Source organism: Citrobacter braakii (assembly GCF_002075345.1).
Classification (GTDB): Bacteria; Pseudomonadota; Gammaproteobacteria; order Enterobacterales; family Enterobacteriaceae; genus Citrobacter; species Citrobacter braakii.
This window is the reverse complement of record NZ_NAEW01000003.1, coordinates 392,415-407,469: the sequence shown is the minus strand read 5'-3', so window position 1 is coordinate 407,469 and position 15,055 is coordinate 392,415. Positions and strand designations below refer to the sequence as shown.

General features: G+C 52.6%; 15 protein-coding genes and 3 tRNA genes. 9 read left to right on the top strand and 9 right to left on the bottom strand.

The window, feature by feature from the left end:
- Position 1 precedes the first annotated feature (1 nt).
- From modB to BZK42_RS09135, 3 genes are all read right to left on the bottom strand, one after another.
- Positions 2-691: a molybdate ABC transporter permease subunit gene (gene modB, locus BZK42_RS09145; RefSeq protein WP_016152327.1), complete on the bottom strand. Its 690-nt coding sequence runs from the start codon at positions 689-691 to the stop codon at positions 2-4.
- The gene (modA, locus tag BZK42_RS09140; RefSeq protein ID WP_016152326.1) at positions 691-1,464 is read right to left on the bottom strand and encodes a molybdate ABC transporter substrate-binding protein; all 774 of its coding nucleotides are present in this window, start codon (positions 1,462-1,464) and stop codon (positions 691-693) included. The genes modB and modA overlap by 1 nt, the downstream gene beginning before the upstream one ends.
- 201 nt (positions 1,465-1,665) lie before the next feature.
- Complete coding sequence (locus tag BZK42_RS09135) at positions 1,666-1,815, bottom strand: AcrZ family multidrug efflux pump-associated protein (RefSeq protein ID WP_003023026.1); 150 nt, start codon at positions 1,813-1,815, stop codon at positions 1,666-1,668.
- Positions 1,816-1,945: 130 nt separating this feature from the next.
- On the opposite strand from BZK42_RS09135, the gene modE reads away from it, so the two are divergent.
- The 7 genes from modE to gpmA all read left to right on the top strand — a co-directional run bounded on the left by modE (position 1,946) and on the right by gpmA (position 9,735).
- A complete protein-coding gene (gene modE, locus BZK42_RS09130; RefSeq protein ID WP_016152325.1) occupies positions 1,946-2,734 on the top strand; it encodes a molybdenum-dependent transcriptional regulator in 789 nt (262 codons plus the stop codon).
- Between the two features lie 67 nt (positions 2,735-2,801).
- The gene (gene modF / locus BZK42_RS09125) at positions 2,802-4,274 is read left to right on the top strand and encodes a molybdate ABC transporter ATP-binding protein ModF (protein ID WP_080859025.1); all 1,473 of its coding nucleotides are present in this window, start codon (positions 2,802-2,804) and stop codon (positions 4,272-4,274) included.
- Positions 4,275-4,491: 217 nt separating this feature from the next.
- A complete protein-coding gene (galE, locus tag BZK42_RS09120) occupies positions 4,492-5,508 on the top strand; it encodes a UDP-glucose 4-epimerase GalE (protein ID WP_016152323.1) in 1,017 nt (338 codons plus the stop codon).
- 9 nt (positions 5,509-5,517) lie between these two features.
- Complete coding sequence (galT, locus tag BZK42_RS09115) at positions 5,518-6,564, top strand: galactose-1-phosphate uridylyltransferase (RefSeq protein ID WP_080859024.1); 1,047 nt, start codon at positions 5,518-5,520, stop codon at positions 6,562-6,564.
- Between the two features lie 3 nt (positions 6,565-6,567).
- Entirely contained in the window at positions 6,568-7,716 is a 1,149-nt protein-coding gene (galK, locus tag BZK42_RS09110; protein ID WP_080859023.1) for a galactokinase, read from the top strand.
- On the top strand, positions 7,710-8,750 hold the full coding sequence (gene galM, locus BZK42_RS09105) for a galactose-1-epimerase (RefSeq protein WP_080859022.1): 1,041 nt from the start codon (positions 7,710-7,712) through the stop codon (positions 8,748-8,750). The genes galK and galM overlap by 7 nt, the downstream gene beginning before the upstream one ends.
- A 232-nt stretch (positions 8,751-8,982) precedes the next feature.
- Positions 8,983-9,735 (top strand): 2,3-diphosphoglycerate-dependent phosphoglycerate mutase, encoded by a 753-nt coding sequence (gpmA, locus tag BZK42_RS09095; RefSeq protein ID WP_003022999.1) that lies wholly within the window; start codon positions 8,983-8,985, stop codon positions 9,733-9,735.
- Positions 9,736-9,889: 154 nt separating this feature from the next.
- Here gpmA and aroG read toward each other — a convergent pair whose 3' ends face one another.
- Positions 9,890-10,942 (bottom strand): 3-deoxy-7-phosphoheptulonate synthase AroG, encoded by a 1,053-nt coding sequence (gene aroG, locus BZK42_RS09090; RefSeq protein WP_016152319.1) that lies wholly within the window; start codon positions 10,940-10,942, stop codon positions 9,890-9,892.
- A gap of 317 nt (positions 10,943-11,259) precedes the next feature.
- Here aroG and BZK42_RS09085 point away from each other — a divergent pair, with 317 nt between their 5' ends.
- Together BZK42_RS09085 and zitB are read left to right on the top strand one after the other, a co-directional pair.
- Complete coding sequence (locus BZK42_RS09085; RefSeq protein ID WP_080859021.1) at positions 11,260-11,634, top strand: YbgS-like family protein; 375 nt, start codon at positions 11,260-11,262, stop codon at positions 11,632-11,634.
- A gap of 113 nt (positions 11,635-11,747) precedes the next feature.
- A complete protein-coding gene (gene zitB, locus BZK42_RS09080; protein WP_019076308.1) occupies positions 11,748-12,689 on the top strand; it encodes a CDF family zinc transporter ZitB in 942 nt (313 codons plus the stop codon).
- On the opposite strand, the gene pnuC is transcribed toward zitB, so the two are convergent.
- From pnuC to BZK42_RS09055, 5 genes are all read right to left on the bottom strand, one after another.
- The gene (gene pnuC / locus BZK42_RS09075) at positions 12,686-13,405 is read right to left on the bottom strand and encodes a nicotinamide riboside transporter PnuC (protein WP_016152316.1); all 720 of its coding nucleotides are present in this window, start codon (positions 13,403-13,405) and stop codon (positions 12,686-12,688) included. The genes zitB and pnuC overlap by 4 nt on opposite strands.
- Before the next feature lie 27 nt (positions 13,406-13,432).
- Positions 13,433-14,476 carry a quinolinate synthase NadA gene (gene nadA, locus BZK42_RS09070; RefSeq protein WP_080859020.1) on the bottom strand — a complete coding sequence of 348 codons (1,044 nt, stop codon included), beginning with the start codon at positions 14,474-14,476 and terminating at the stop codon, positions 13,433-13,435.
- A gap of 269 nt (positions 14,477-14,745) precedes the next feature.
- Positions 14,746-14,821, bottom strand: a tRNA-Lys gene (locus BZK42_RS09065).
- A 32-nt stretch (positions 14,822-14,853) separates the two neighbouring features.
- Positions 14,854-14,929, bottom strand: a tRNA-Lys gene (locus BZK42_RS09060).
- A gap of 47 nt (positions 14,930-14,976) precedes the next feature.
- A tRNA-Lys gene (locus tag BZK42_RS09055) sits at positions 14,977-15,052 on the bottom strand.
- Positions 15,053-15,055: the final 3 nt, after the last annotated feature.

The following is a 15,055-nucleotide window of genomic DNA, read 5'->3' as shown; positions in this document are numbered from 1 at the left end:
ATTACCGCCCCGTCCGTTCACGGCTAATACGCGCCAGCCATTCAGAAATCAGCAGTGAAATCAGCGCTAACACAATAGAAATGATACATAACCTTGCCGCCGCACTTTCGCCGCCAGGGGTCTGGATCAGGGTATACATCGCCGACGGGATAGTGCGGGTTTCGCCAGGAATATTGGAGACAAAGGTAATCGTTGCGCCAAATTCCCCGAGGGAACGCGCGAACGCCAGCACCGTACCGACAATAATGCCAGGTAGCATCAGCGGTAAAGTAATCGTCACAAATACGCGCCAGCGTCCAGCGCCCAGCGTGCGGGCCGCCTGCTCCAGCTTGACATCGACACCTTCCAGCGCCAGACGAATAGCCCGTACCATAAGCGGGAAAGACATCACCGCCGCAGCCAGTACCGCACCGCGCCAGCTAAAGGCAAAGGTAATGCCAAACCAGTCGTACAGCCATTCGCCAATGAATCCGCGGCGTCCCATGGCGACCAACAGCAGATAGCCCACCACGACCGGCGGCAGTACCAGCGGCAAATGCAGAACGCTGTCGAGCAGCGCTTTGCCCGGGAACTTGCATCGCACCAGCAGCCAGGCAAAGAAGATCCCAAACGGCAGACTAAACAACACAGCCAGGGAAGAAACTTTCAGGCTCAGTATAACGGCCTGCCATTCAGGATCGGTCAGTATCATTACTTGGTCGTAAATCCATAACGTTTAAAGATTTCAGCAGCCTGCGGTCCTTTCAGGTAATCATAGAACGCGCTGACCGTTGCGTTTTTGTGCCCATCAACAATTGCGATAGGGTATTCCACTTTTTTGTGTGAATCTTCCGGGAAAGTCGCAACAACTTTTACACCCTTGCTGGCGACAGCATCGGAACCATAGACGATCCCCAGCGGCGCTTCGTTACGCTCTACCAGCGCCAGCGCACCGCGCACATCTTCGGCAGGTGCCAGTTTCGGGGCCAGGGTATCCCATGCCCCCAGTTTTTGCAGCGCTTCTTTAGCATAAATGCCCGCCGGAACATGTTCCGGATCGCCAACGGCCAGACGCCCACCATTTAACAAACGGGTCCAGTTGGTTTTGCTGTCGATGGTGAAGTCTTTCTGCGCACTGTCTTTCGGTGCGACAACCACCAGGCTGTTACCCAACAGCGTTTCACGCGTTGCGGTATCAATCGACTTTTTGTCTACCGCGTAATCCATCCATTTCTGATCGGCAGAGATAAACAGATCGGCCGGTGCGCCTGCTTCAATCTGGCGCGCCAGCGTGGAAGAAGACGCAAAAGAGGAGACAACATCAACGTTCTTCTCTTTTTTGTATTGCGTCGCAATATCCTGCATCGCGTTAGTCAGTGAAGCCGCTGCGAAAACAGTAATTTTTCCTTCATCCGCCAGCGCATGCCCGGCAACAGTAAGAGAAAGTGTTGCCCCGGCAAACAAGCGTAACCATGTACGTGCCATCTGTAACTCCTTTGAGTTTCGTTATGTAGTCGCAAATATAACGAGTAAACCAGGATTTTCCCAGTGGTTATTGATACCAATTTGAGGTTACACGAAGAAAATATCGGCAGGGAAAGCAGGATCTTGAGAAACGGTAGACAGAGAAAACGGGTTGGAAGGCATAAAAAATATAAACGCCCGACTGAGCGGGCGTTTGGGGAATCAATGATTCTGTCTGGACTGGTCTTTTTGACCGATACCGGAGAAAATGTTGAACACTTCACCCAGTCCGTAAATCAGACCCAGAATGATGGCCATTACCACAGGTACCATGATTACGGCGAATACCAGACTTTTCAATAACTCTAACATGGTCAACTCCAGATGTAGTCCTTAGCTGTATTCTAACCACATAACGCAGAAAAGCACTCCCCTTTTGTGCGGTCGGCTTTGCTCAGGCACGGTTTTCCGTCACAATACCCTTTTTTGCCAGGAGCTTGTGATGCAGGCCGAAATCCTTCTTACGCTGAAACTTCAGCAAAAACTGTTTGCCGATCCCCGTCGCATTTCTCTGCTTAAGCATATTGCGCTTTCCGGCTCTATCAGTCAGGGCGCGAAGGATGCAGGTATTAGCTACAAAAGCGCCTGGGATGCGATTAACGAAATGAACCAACTCAGCGAGCAGACGCTGGTTGAGCGCGCCACCGGCGGCAAAGGCGGCGGCGGCGCGGTATTAACGCGCTACGGCCAACGCTTAATCCAGTTGTATGATTTGCTGGCGCAGATCCAACAAAAAGCCTTTGATGTTTTGAGCGATGACGATGCGCTACCGCTCAATAGCCTGCTGGCGGCTATCTCTCGATTTTCACTGCAAACCAGCGCCCGTAACCAATGGTTTGGCACAATCACCGCCCGCGACCACGATCAGGTCCAGCAGCATGTCGACGTCCTGCTGGCCGATGGCGAAACGCGCCTGAAAGTGGCGATCACTGCGCAAAGCGGCGAGCGTCTGGGTCTTGAGGAAGGCAAAGAAGTACTGATTCTGCTGAAAGCGCCGTGGGTGGGAATCACTCAGGACGATGCCATCGCTCAGGCCGCCGATAACCAGTTGCAGGGCACGATTAGCCATATTGAACGCGGTGCGGAACAGTGTGAAGTGCTGATGACGTTACCAGACGGCCAGACGCTGTGCGCCACCGTTCCGGCCCAAGACGCCGCAACGCTGCAAGAAGGCGCTAACGTCACCGCCTGGTTTAATGCAGACAGAGTGATTATCGCCACGCTGTGCTGAGTAGATTGACATCAGCCTGAAGAACACGTATCCCTGTTATTAATCGCTGCAAATAATGGGATACAAAATGTCATCGTTGCAAATTTCGCAAGGCACGTTTCGTCTTAGCGACACAAAAACGCTCCAGTTAGATGCGTTGACGTTAAACGCGGGTGATAGCTGGGCGTTTGTTGGCGCTAACGGGAGCGGGAAATCCGCGCTGGCCCGCGCACTGGCGGGAGAGCTGCCGCTTCTGAAAGGCGAGCGCCACTGTCAGTTCACGCGTATTACCCGACTCTCCTTTGAGCAGCTACAAAAGCTAGTCAGCGACGAGTGGCAGCGAAACAACACCGATCTTCTTAGTCCCGGTGAAGACGACACCGGGCGCACCACCGCCGAAATCATCCAGGATGAGGTCAACGATCCCGCCCGCTGCGCTGCGTTGGCGCAGCAGTTTGGCATTTATTCCCTGCTCAACAGGCGTTTCAAATACCTTTCCACCGGTGAAACACGCAAAACCCTGCTCTGTCAGGCGTTAATGTCCGCGCCGGATTTACTGATCCTTGATGAGCCCTTTGACGGGCTGGACGTGGCGTCACGCCGTCAGTTAGCAGAACTGCTCGCGGAGTTGCATCAGGCCGGCTTTACGCTGGTGCTGGTACTTAACCGCTTTGATGAAATACCCGAGTTCGTGCAGTTTGCTGGCGTACTTGCCGATTGCACACTGACAGAAACCGGCGCAAAAACCGACCTTCTGCAACAGGCATTAATCGCTCAGCTTGCCCATAGCGAGCGGCTGGAAGGAATTCAGTTACCTGAACCGGACGAGCCTTCGGTGCGCCGTACGTTGTCAGATAACGAGCCGCGAATTGTGCTTAACGATGGCACCGTCTCGTATAGCGATCGCCCTATCCTTCACCATTTGAGCTGGCAGGTAAATCCGGGGGAACACTGGCAAATCGTCGGCCCCAACGGAGCGGGAAAATCAACTCTGCTCAGTTTAATCACCGGCGATCACCCCCAGGGCTACAGCAACGACCTGACCCTGTTTGGCCGTCGCCGTGGCAGCGGTGAAACTATCTGGGATATCAAAAAACACATCGGCTACGTCAGCAGCAGTCTGCATCTGGATTACCGGGTGAGTACCACAGTTCGCAACGTTATTCTCTCTGGTTATTTTGATTCAATCGGCATCTATCAGGCCGTTTCCGACAGGCAGCACAAGCTGGTGCAACAGTGGCTGGATATCCTTGGCTTCGATAAACGTACCGCGGATGCGCCATTTCATAGTCTTTCCTGGGGACAGCAGCGGCTGGCACTGATTGTTCGCGCGCTGGTTAAACACCCGACGTTGTTGATCCTTGACGAGCCTTTGCAAGGGTTAGATCCGCTCAATCGCCAACTGATTCGCCGTTTTGTGGATGTGCTAATCGGTGAAGGTGAAACTCAACTGCTGTTCGTCTCTCACCACGCCGAAGATGCCCCAGCCTGCATTACCCATCGACTGGAGTTTGTGCCCGAGAACGACATCTACGCCTATCGACTAACGTCTCTGCGTTAGTTTTCATTGCAGGGCGTTTATCACGCCCTTTTTTTCTGCTTTTTTTCAGACAAACGCTGAAATAGCAACCTAACATAATGATTTAAAATAAAATAACCATTAAAAATGCGTGAAACTTATGGAGTGTAAACGATTCCACTAATTTATTCCATGTCACACTTTTCGTATCTTTGTTATGCTATGGTTATTGCATACCATAGGCTTAACGGAGCGAATTATGAGAGTATTGGTTACAGGTGGTAGCGGTTACATTGGAAGCCACACTTGCGTGCAGTTGTTGAAAAACGGTCACGAGGTGGTGATCCTGGACAATCTCTGCAACAGCAAACGCAGCGTTTTGCCCGTCATTGAGCGTTTAGGTGGCAAGCAGCCGACCTTCGTGGAAGGGGATATCCGTAACGAAGCGCTGATAACCGAAATTCTACACGATCATGCCATTGACACGGTCATTCATTTTGCGGGTTTAAAAGCCGTTGGAGAATCCGTTGCCAAGCCGTTGGAGTACTATGACAACAACGTCAATGGCACCCTGCGTCTGGTGAATGCAATGCGCGCCGCCAACGTGAAAAACTTCATTTTTAGTTCCTCCGCGACCGTCTATGGCGATCAGCCACAAATTCCTTACGTTGAAAGCTTCCCCACCGGCACGCCGCAAAGTCCGTACGGCAAAAGCAAGCTGATGGTAGAACAAATCCTGACCGACCTGCAAAAAGCACACCCCGACTGGAGTATCGCCTTACTGCGCTACTTTAACCCGGTTGGTGCTCATCCGTCGGGCGATATGGGGGAAGATCCGCAAGGTATTCCCAACAACCTGATGCCTTACATCGCACAAGTTGCCGTAGGCCGCCGCGAGTCCCTTGCCATATTTGGCAACGACTACCCAACTGAAGATGGCACCGGCGTTCGCGACTACATCCACGTGATGGATCTCGCCGACGGCCACGTCGTCGCAATGGAAAAACTGGCGGGCAAACAGGGTGTGCATATTTACAACCTCGGAGCAGGCATCGGCAGCAGCGTACTGGACGTGGTCAACGCCTTCAGCAAAGCCTGCGGTAAACCCATTAATTACCATTTCGCCCCGCGCCGTGATGGTGATCTTCCAGCTTACTGGGCAGATGCCAGCAAAGCCGATCGCGAGCTTAACTGGCGCGTGACCCGCACACTGGATGAAATGGCACAAGACACCTGGCACTGGCAGTCACGCCACCCGCAAGGATATTCGGATTAAGGACCAATCATGACGCAATTCAATCCTGTCGATCATCCACATCGCCGTTTTAACCCGCTCACCGGGCAGTGGATCCTCGTATCACCGCATCGCGCCAAACGCCCTTGGCAAGGCGCACAGGAAACCCCGTCTAAGCAGGTACTGCCTGCACATGACCCGGACTGTTTCCTGTGTGCTGGCAATACGCGCGTTACCGGTGATGTAAATCCGGATTACACCGGGACCTATGTTTTTACCAATGATTTTGCGGCGCTGATGTCCGATACCCCGGACGCGCCGGACAGTCACGATCCGTTGATGCGTTGCCAGAGCGCGCGCGGTACCAGCCGCGTAATTTGCTTCTCGCCCGATCACAGCAAAACGCTGCCAGAACTCAGCGTCCCTGCGCTGACAGAAATCGTAAAAACGTGGCAGGAGCAGACCGAAGACTTAGGGAAAACCTATCCCTGGGTGCAGGTATTTGAGAATAAAGGCGCGGCGATGGGGTGCTCGAACCCGCACCCGCACGGTCAAATTTGGGCCAACAGCTTTTTGCCCAACGAAGCTGAACGTGAAAATCGCCTACAGAAAGCATACTTCGCCGAACAGGGCGCGCCGATGCTCGTTGATTACGTCCAACGTGAACTGGCAGACGGCAGCCGTACGGTCGTTGAAACTGAGCACTGGCTGGCGGTTGTCCCTTACTGGGCCGCGTGGCCGTTCGAAACGCTGCTGCTGCCGAAAGCGCATGTGCTGCGTATTACCGATTTGACCAACGAGCAGCGTGCTGACCTGGCGCTGGCGTTGAAAAAACTGACCAGTCGTTACGACAACCTGTTCCAGCGCTCATTCCCCTACTCCATGGGCTGGCACGGCGCGCCGTTTAACGGTGAAGAAAACGAACACTGGCAGTTGCACGCGCACTTTTACCCGCCGCTGCTGCGTTCCGCGACCGTGCGTAAATTTATGGTCGGTTATGAAATGCTGGCAGAAACCCAGCGAGATCTGACTGCAGAACAAGCGGCTGAGCGACTGCGTGCGGTCAGCGACATCCATTTTCGCGAATCCGGAGTGTAAATAATGAGTCTGAAAGAAAAAACACAATCTCTGTTTACAGAAACGTTTGGCTACCCTGCCACCCATACTATTCAGGCACCGGGTCGTGTAAACCTGATCGGCGAACATACCGATTATAACGACGGCTTCGTTCTGCCCTGCGCCATCGACTATCAAACCGTCATCAGCTGCGCGGCACGCGACGATCGAAAAGTACGCGTCATCGCCGCTGATTACGACAATCAGGTTGATGAGTTCTCTCTCGATGCGCCGATTATCGCCCACGACAGCCAGCAGTGGTCAAACTACGTGCGTGGCGTGGTAAAGCATCTGCAAAAGCGCAATAACGCCTTTGGCGGCGCGGATCTGGTGATCAGCGGTAACGTCCCGCAGGGTGCGGGCTTAAGCTCTTCTGCCTCACTGGAAGTCGCTGTTGGTACGGTATTCCAGCAGCTCTATCATCTGCCGCTCGACGGCGCGCAGATTGCCCTGAATGGCCAGGAAGCTGAAAACCAGTTTGTCGGTTGTAACTGCGGCATCATGGATCAGCTGATCTCCGCTCTTGGCAAGAAAGATCATGCGCTGCTGATCGACTGCCGTACGCTGGGCACCAAAGCCGTTTCTATGCCTGAGGGCGTAGCGGTGGTGATCATCAACAGCAACTTTAAACGCACGCTGGTCGGCAGCGAATACAACACCCGTCGCGAACAGTGTGAAACTGGCGCGCGTTTCTTCCAGCAGCCAGCGCTGCGTGATGTCAGCCTCGAAGCGTTTAACGCTGTCGCCCACGAGCTGGATCCGATTGTTGCCAAACGCGTGCGCCACGTCATCACGGAAAATGCGCGTACCGTTGAAGCCGCGCAGGCACTGGAAAAAGGCGACCTGCTGCGCATGGGCCAGCTGATGGCGGAATCTCACGCCTCAATGCGCGATGACTTTGAAATCACGGTGCCGCAAATTGATACGCTGGTAGAGATTGTCAAAGCGACCATCGGTGATAAAGGCGGTGTGCGGATGACCGGCGGCGGCTTCGGCGGCTGCATCGTGGCGCTGATCCCGCAAGATTTGGTTCCTGCCGTACAGCAGGCTGTCGCCACACAGTACGAGGCAAAAACCGGTATTAAAGAAACATTCTACGTCTGCAAACCTTCACAAGGAGCCGGACAATGTTAAACGAAATCCCCGTGCAGGCTCCGGACGGTCAACCGTTTCGCCTGCTCACCCTGCGCAATGACGCAGGGATGGTAGTCACGCTCATGGACTGGGGCGCGACCCTGCTCTCTGCGCGTATTCCGCTTAGCGATGGTAGCGTGCGCGAAGCATTACTCGGCTGCGCCAGTCCGGAACAATACCCGGAACAGGCTGCATTTCTGGGGGCTTCGATTGGCCGCTACGCGAACCGTATCGCCAACAGCCGCTATACCTTTGCTGGCGAAACCGTTGAATTACTGCCGAGTCAGGGCAATAACCAACTGCACGGCGGGCCGGACGGTTTCGACAAACGTCGCTGGCAGATAGTCAATCAGAATGACCGTCAGGTGCTGTTCGCCTTAACGTCTGACGATGGCGATCAGGGCTTCCCAGGCCATCTTTGCGCCACCGCGCAGTATCGCCTGACTGATGATAATCGTATTTCGATAACTTATCGTGCCACGGTCGATAAACCCTGCCCGGTGAATCTGACAAATCACGTCTATTTTAACCTCGACGGCGATAAAACGGATGTGCGCCAGCATAAGCTGCAAATTCTGGCGGACGAGTACTTACCGGTTGACGAAATGGGTATCCCGCATGATGGACTGAAAACAGTCGCCGGTAGCACGTTCGATTTCCGCACCCCTAAAATCATCAGTAGTGAATTTCTGGCCGATGACGATCAGCGCAAGGTGAAAGGTTACGATCACGCCTTCCTGCTTCAGGCACAGGGCAATGCGCGTACGCCGGTCGCTCAGTTGTGGTCACAGGATGAAAAACTGCAGATGGTGGTCTACACCTCGGCCCCGGCATTGCAGTTTTACTCCGGTAATTTCCTCGGTGGTACGCCTTCCCGCGGGCCAGAGGCCTACGAAGACTGGCAAGGACTGGCGCTGGAAAGTGAATTTCTGCCGGACAGCCCGAACCACCCTGAGTGGCCACAGGCGGATTGCTTCCTGCGTCCGGGTGAAGAGTATGCCAGCGTGACGGAATATCAGTTTATTCCAGCTTGATCGTTTCCCCTCCCAGGCCCGATGACGTATCTTTTCGGGCCTGGTGCTTGTTAATCACAGTAGAACCGCTCAAATCCCCACCACTCAAAGACAAAATCGCAACCTTGAGTTCACAAGAACCTTACACTGTAGCGCTATTTTCGCTATGGTTATGCGTAAGCATTGCCGCTTACACATTACGGCAATATAATGAGAATTATTATCATTCGATATGATTTATAGGAGTGAATGTATGGCTGTAACTAAGCTGGTTCTGGTACGTCACGGTGAAAGTCAGTGGAACAACGAAAACCGTTTTACCGGTTGGTATGATGTTGATCTGTCCGAGAAAGGCGTGGGCGAAGCAAAAGCGGCAGGAAAACTGCTGAAAGAGGAAGGCTACAGCTTTGATTTTGCTTATACCTCCGTGCTGAAACGTGCTATCCACACCCTGTGGAACGTACTGGACGAACTGGATCAGGCCTGGCTGCCGGTTGAGAAATCCTGGAAACTGAACGAACGCCATTACGGTGCGCTGCAGGGTTTGAACAAAGCGGAAACCGCTGAAAAATACGGTGATGAGCAGGTTAAGCAGTGGCGTCGCGGCTTTGCGGTTACCCCGCCGGAACTGACCAAAGACGACGAGCGTTACCCGGGTCACGATCCGCGTTATGCGAAGCTGACCGACAAAGAGTTACCGGTTACCGAAAGTCTGGCGCTGACTATCGATCGCGTTATCCCGTACTGGAATGAAACCATTCTGCCGCGCATGAAAAGCGGTGAGCGCGTAATTATCGCCGCTCACGGTAACTCTCTGCGTGCGCTGGTTAAATACCTGGATAACATGGGCGAAGATGAGATCCTTGAACTGAACATCCCGACCGGCGTACCGCTGGTGTATGAGTTCGACGAAAACTTCAAGCCGATCAAACACTACTATCTGGGTAACGCTGACGAGATCGCAGCAAAAGCGGCGGCCGTTGCGAACCAGGGTAAAGCGAAGTAATTTTCGCGGTAAGTTAAAGAAAAAGCGTGGATTCCTCCACGCTTTTTTATTTCGGCACGACCAGAAAATGTAGGCCGGATAAGACATCGCCCCATCCGGCAGTCTGCAACGGAATGCCTGATGGCGCTACGCTTCTCAGGCCCAGGGGACTTGGTTAACCGCGACGCGCTTTTACCGCATCCGCCAGTTGACGCAACACCGCATCGGTATCTTCCCAACCAATGCAGGCGTCGGTGATGCTCTTACCGTAGGTCAGCGGCTCACCGCTATCCGGATTCTGATTACCTTCCACCAAATGGCTTTCGATCATCACGCCAATAATTGCTTTTTCGCCACCGGCGACTTGTCCGCAAACATCCTTAGCAACATCCATCTGCTTTTTGAACTGCTTGCTGGAGTTGGCATGGCTGAAGTCGATCATCACTTGCGCAGAGAGTCCTGCTTTGACCAAGCCTTCTTTCACGTCCGCAACGTGCTGAGCGCTGTAGTTCGGCTCTTTGCCACCGCGCAGAATGATATGGCAATCGCCATTACCACTGGTATTCACGATCGCTGAATGCCCCCATTTGGTGACAGACAGGAAGCAGTGCGGTGCCCCTGCAGCGTTGATTGCATCAATCGCCACTTTGATGGTGCCATCGGTACCGTTTTTAAAACCAACCGGGCAGGACAGACCCGATGCCAGCTCGCGGTGCACCTGAGATTCTGTTGTACGTGCCCCAATCGCGCCCCAGCTCATCAGATCGGCGAGATATTGTGGGGTGATCATATCGAGGAATTCCCCCGCAGTCGGCAATCCGCTGTCGTTGATATCCAGCAGCAGTTTACGCGCAATACGCAGCCCATCATTGATCTGGAAGCTGTTGTCCATGTGCGGGTCGTTGATAAGCCCTTTCCAGCCAACGGTGGTACGCGGTTTTTCAAAATAGACGCGCATGACGATTTCAAGCTCACCTTTTAACGCTTCGCGCAGCGCCAGCAGACGAGTGGCATACTCTTTGGCTGCTGCCGGATCATGAATAGAGCACGGCCCAATCACCACCAGAAGGCGATCGTCGCTCCCTTTCAGAATTTTATGAATCGCCTTACGGGCATGAGCCACCGTATTGGCGGCATTTTCAGTAGCGGGGAATTTTTCCAGCAGTGCGACTGGTGGTAATAACTCGTTGATCTCTTTAATGCGTAAATCGTCGTTCTGATAATTCATGATTATTCCAGCGTTGCCATACTTATATAAATGAATGCAATCCCTCCAATCTATATCTTCAGTCATAAAGTGTAAACGGGGTTTTACACTTTGGACGGATTAATCCTGGAATTGGCCAAAAAAACGCAATAAAGTAGCGAAAAACGAGATCCAAACTACAATTTCTAACTGTAACAGCTTTAATTTTCATAGATTTCAAGATTCTATGCTGGTTTTAATTTCCATAGCAAAACGATTAACCACATATTAATGATGTAATTGGCACATGCACTGTTGGAAGACGTTATCCGACATATCGACCTTAACAGGAGCATAATATGCATATGACAAAGCTGGCTTCACTCTTCCTTACCGCTACACTCAGCCTCGCCAGTGGCGCGGCACTAGCTGCTGAAAGCAACGCGCAGTCCAATAACGGTCAGGCAAATTCCTCGGCTGATGCAGGACAAGTCGCCCCAGACGCCCGCGAAAACGTGGCACCAAATAATGTCGACAACAGTAACGTGAATTCAGGTGGCACAATGCTGCACCCGGACGGTTCATCAATGAACCATGAAGGGATGACCAAAGATGAGATGCACAAAAACACGATTTGTAAGGACGGTCGCTGCCCTGATGTGAATAAGAAGGTTGAGACCGGAAACGGCATCAACAATGATGTTGACACAAAAACTGATGGCACCACGCAGTAACGCTGAAATTAAAGCTAATAACGGGAGAGCAATAGCTCTCCTTTTTAATTTTATCATCCCAAAAACGGTATGATGGCATACAGTAAAGATGAGAATAACAAAGGGATGGCATAATGGCGCACGCACATACTCATACTTCCTCTGAGCAACCCAAGGACAATAATGCCCGCCGACTGATGTTCGCATTCTGCATTACAGCCGGATTTATGTTGGTTGAAGTGGTGGGTGGAATACTTTCTGGTTCACTGGCCTTGCTGGCCGACGCCGGGCATATGCTCACGGATGCTGCGGCGCTGCTTTTCGCGCTGCTGGCCGTCCGGTTTTCCCGTCGCCCGCCCACAATACGACACACCTTCGGCTGGCTGAGGCTCACGACGCTGGCCGCATTTGTTAATGCCATCGCATTGGTCGTTATCACCATTTTAATCGTCTGGGAGGCGATTGAGCGCTTCCAGACACCTCGCCCCGTGGCTGGCGGCATGATGATGGTTATTGCTGTCGCGGGTCTACTGGCCAACGTGCTCGCTTTTTGGGTTTTACATCGCGGCAGTGAAGAGAAAAATCTGAACGTCCGCGCCGCGGCGCTGCATGTGATGGGCGATTTACTCGGCTCTGTCGGGGCAATCATCGCTGCGCTGATTATTATCTGGACGGGCTGGACACCCGCGGACCCAATTCTCTCGATTCTGGTTTCCGTGCTGGTGCTGCGTAGCGCCTGGCGATTGCTAAAAGATAGCGTTAATGAATTACTGGAAGGTGCCCCGCTGACGCTGGATATCGCCGCACTGCAGCGCCATCTCAGCCGGGATATCCCTGAAGTCCGCAACGTTCACCATGTCCATGTCTGGATGGTGGGCGAAAAACCGGTAATGACGCTGCATGTTCAGGTGATCCCGCCACACGATCACGATGCGTTGCTGGAGCGTATTCAACATTTCCTTATCCATCACTACCAGATTGAACACGCCACAATCCAGATGGAGTATCAGCCGTGCAATGGGCCGGACTGTCACCTGTATCAGGGCGTGTCCGGCCATTCACATCATCACCATTAATGAGAAAGCGCGTGGGAACCCCGCTCACGTGCACTGTTAATCCACATCCTGCTACCGTTCAGGGCGATAACCGTCAGGATCATATATTCCAGCGACATGGCATATACGCCTTGCAGGGCAAAGATCACAACGCTAATGACGTTAATGATCACCCACAGCAGCCAGTTTTCAACGTATTTGCGCGTCATCAGGATCATCGCTGCAATCGACAGCACCATCATGCAGGAGTCCCAGAACGGGAATGCATCGGGTTGTAGTTCAGGCACAACAACCTGTAATCCCAATGCCTGCATAATATTCACTGCAATGCCTGTCAGGAACGCAAAGACCGGATCGATATAGATCGACATCAGGCCGATCGCCACCACGCAAGCCGCCAGCCAGCCGATCGCTTTTGGAAGCGGTAGCCAGCGAATTTTCAGTTCCGCTTCATGCTGGTTGGTTTGCCGGGACCAGGCATACCAGCCGTAGATATTTGCGGCAAAGAAGAAAACTTGCAGCAACAAGCTGGCATAGAGCTGGATCTGAAAGAAGATAATTGCAAACAGCGTGACGTTTATCAGACCGAAGAAGTAATTGCTGATTTTCTCAAGGCTCGCCAAGCCAATACACAGCAACCCGGCGATCGTTCCCACGGCTTCGATCCACGACAAATCGTAACCACCCGCGCCAATCGGAATATGTACCAGAATGTTCTGCGTGCTAAAAAAGTCCATCTTTTCCCCCAGAGCAAAAATAAATAATTACGCTCGAAGTGTAGCCGCAAATTCCAACATACGGTTTAACGGCAACAGCGCCCCTTCTCTCAGCGAGTCCTCAACATGTATCTCATGAGCCGCGCCGCCATGTTCCAGGCCCTCAGCAATCGTTTTCAGGCCATTCATCGCCATCCACGGACAATGCGCACAGCTGCGACAGGTTGCCCCCTCGCCAGCCGTCGGAGCTTCAAGCAGCTCTTTATCCGGAACGGCCTGCTGCATTTTGTAAAAAATGCCCCGGTCAGTCGCCACAATCAACTGCTTATGCGGTAACGATTTAGCCGCGTTGATGAGCTGGCTGGTTGAGCCAACCGCATCTGCCATATCAACGATAGACTGAGGGGACTCCGGGTGCACCAGCACCGCGGCATCAGGGTAAAGCCCTTTCATGCGTGTTAAAGCCTGGGTTTTAAACTCGTCGTGGACGATACAGGCGCCCTGCCAACAGAGCACGTCTGCGCCGGTCTGTTTTTGCACGTAGTTGCCCAAATGTCTGTCCGGAGCCCAGATGATTTTTTCACCTAAACTATCAAGATGTTCAATAAGTTCAACCGCGATACTGGAAGTCACGACCCAGTCCGCACGTGCTTTAACGGCAGCAGAGGTATTGGCGTAAACCACCACGGTACGATCCGGATGCGCGTCGCAAAATGCGCTGAACGCGTCAATCGAACAGCCCAGATCTAATGAACATTCCGCCTGTAAGGTCGGCATCAGGATGGTCTTTTCCGGGCTGAGAATTTTGGCAGTTTCTCCCATAAACCTCACGCCCGCAACCAGCAGCGTAGAGGCAGTATGCTTTGCACCGAACCGCGCCATCTCCAGAGAATCAGAAATACAGCCCCCGGTCTCTTCCGCTAACTGCTGAATTTCAGGATCGGTGTAATAATGCGCGACCATAACGGCATCACGCTCTTTCAGCAGGCGCTTGATTTTTTCACGATAAAATTGCTTTTCATCCACACTTAGCGGTACTGGCTTCGGCGGAAACGGATAAATTGCTGCTTCTGGATCAAACATCACGCTCATCTTGCTTTCTCGTTTCACTGGCTTAACGAAATAACCGATTAAAAGCGTGACGCACGCCATATTCGGTTTGATTTGTTTTGTATGCTAAACAAGATAGCGGATTGGCGCAGAAAAGTCACAATAATTGCGTGTGATGAATGCCAGATGGCGTCTGACGTCTTATCCGGCCTACACGAGTAGTGTCGTCTGTAGGCTGATAAGCAAAGGACATCAGGAAATCTTATAAATCGCAGATAGCAAAAAGGCGCCTTTAGGGCGCCTTTTTACACTGGTGGGGCGTGCAGGATTCGAACCTGCGACCAATTGATTAAAAGTCAACTGCTCTACCAACTGAGCTAACGCCCCCGTATGGGGTTTACTGCTTCAATTATTCAGGATGGTGGGTCGTGCAGGATTCGAACCTGCGACCAATTGATTAAAAGTCAACTGCTCTACCAACTGAGCTAACGACCCGCTCGGATGTCACCTGAAAATTCTTTACTCGACACCAATATAAGAATTGGTGGGGCGTGCAGGATTCGAACCTGCGACCAATTGATTAAAAGTCAACTGCTCTACCAACTGAGCTAACGCCCCGAG

Excerpts from the sequence above, each read along its gene's own strand:
- aroG (WP_016152319.1), bottom strand. The coding sequence starts at position 10,942 with ATGAATTATCAGAACGACGATTTACGCATTAAAGAGATCAACGAGTTA.
- pnuC (WP_016152316.1), bottom strand. The coding sequence starts at position 13,405 with ATGGACTTTTTTAGCACGCAGAACATTCTGGTACATATTCCGATTGGC.
- galM (WP_080859022.1), top strand. The coding sequence starts at position 7,710 with ATGTTAAACGAAATCCCCGTGCAGGCTCCGGACGGTCAACCGTTTCGC.
- modA (WP_016152326.1), bottom strand. The coding sequence starts at position 1,464 with ATGGCACGTACATGGTTACGCTTGTTTGCCGGGGCAACACTTTCTCTT.
- galT (WP_080859024.1), top strand. The coding sequence starts at position 5,518 with ATGACGCAATTCAATCCTGTCGATCATCCACATCGCCGTTTTAACCCG.
- modB (WP_016152327.1), bottom strand. The coding sequence starts at position 691 with ATGATACTGACCGATCCTGAATGGCAGGCCGTTATACTGAGCCTGAAA.
- gpmA (WP_003022999.1), top strand. The coding sequence starts at position 8,983 with ATGGCTGTAACTAAGCTGGTTCTGGTACGTCACGGTGAAAGTCAGTGG.
- modF (WP_080859025.1), top strand. The coding sequence starts at position 2,802 with ATGTCATCGTTGCAAATTTCGCAAGGCACGTTTCGTCTTAGCGACACA.
- modE (WP_016152325.1), top strand. The coding sequence starts at position 1,946 with ATGCAGGCCGAAATCCTTCTTACGCTGAAACTTCAGCAAAAACTGTTT.
- nadA (WP_080859020.1), bottom strand. The coding sequence starts at position 14,476 with ATGAGCGTGATGTTTGATCCAGAAGCAGCAATTTATCCGTTTCCGCCG.
- galE (WP_016152323.1), top strand. The coding sequence starts at position 4,492 with ATGAGAGTATTGGTTACAGGTGGTAGCGGTTACATTGGAAGCCACACT.
- BZK42_RS09135 (WP_003023026.1), bottom strand. The coding sequence starts at position 1,815 with ATGTTAGAGTTATTGAAAAGTCTGGTATTCGCCGTAATCATGGTACCT.
- BZK42_RS09085 (WP_080859021.1), top strand. The coding sequence starts at position 11,260 with ATGCATATGACAAAGCTGGCTTCACTCTTCCTTACCGCTACACTCAGC.
- zitB (WP_019076308.1), top strand. The coding sequence starts at position 11,748 with ATGGCGCACGCACATACTCATACTTCCTCTGAGCAACCCAAGGACAAT.
- galK (WP_080859023.1), top strand. The coding sequence starts at position 6,568 with ATGAGTCTGAAAGAAAAAACACAATCTCTGTTTACAGAAACGTTTGGC.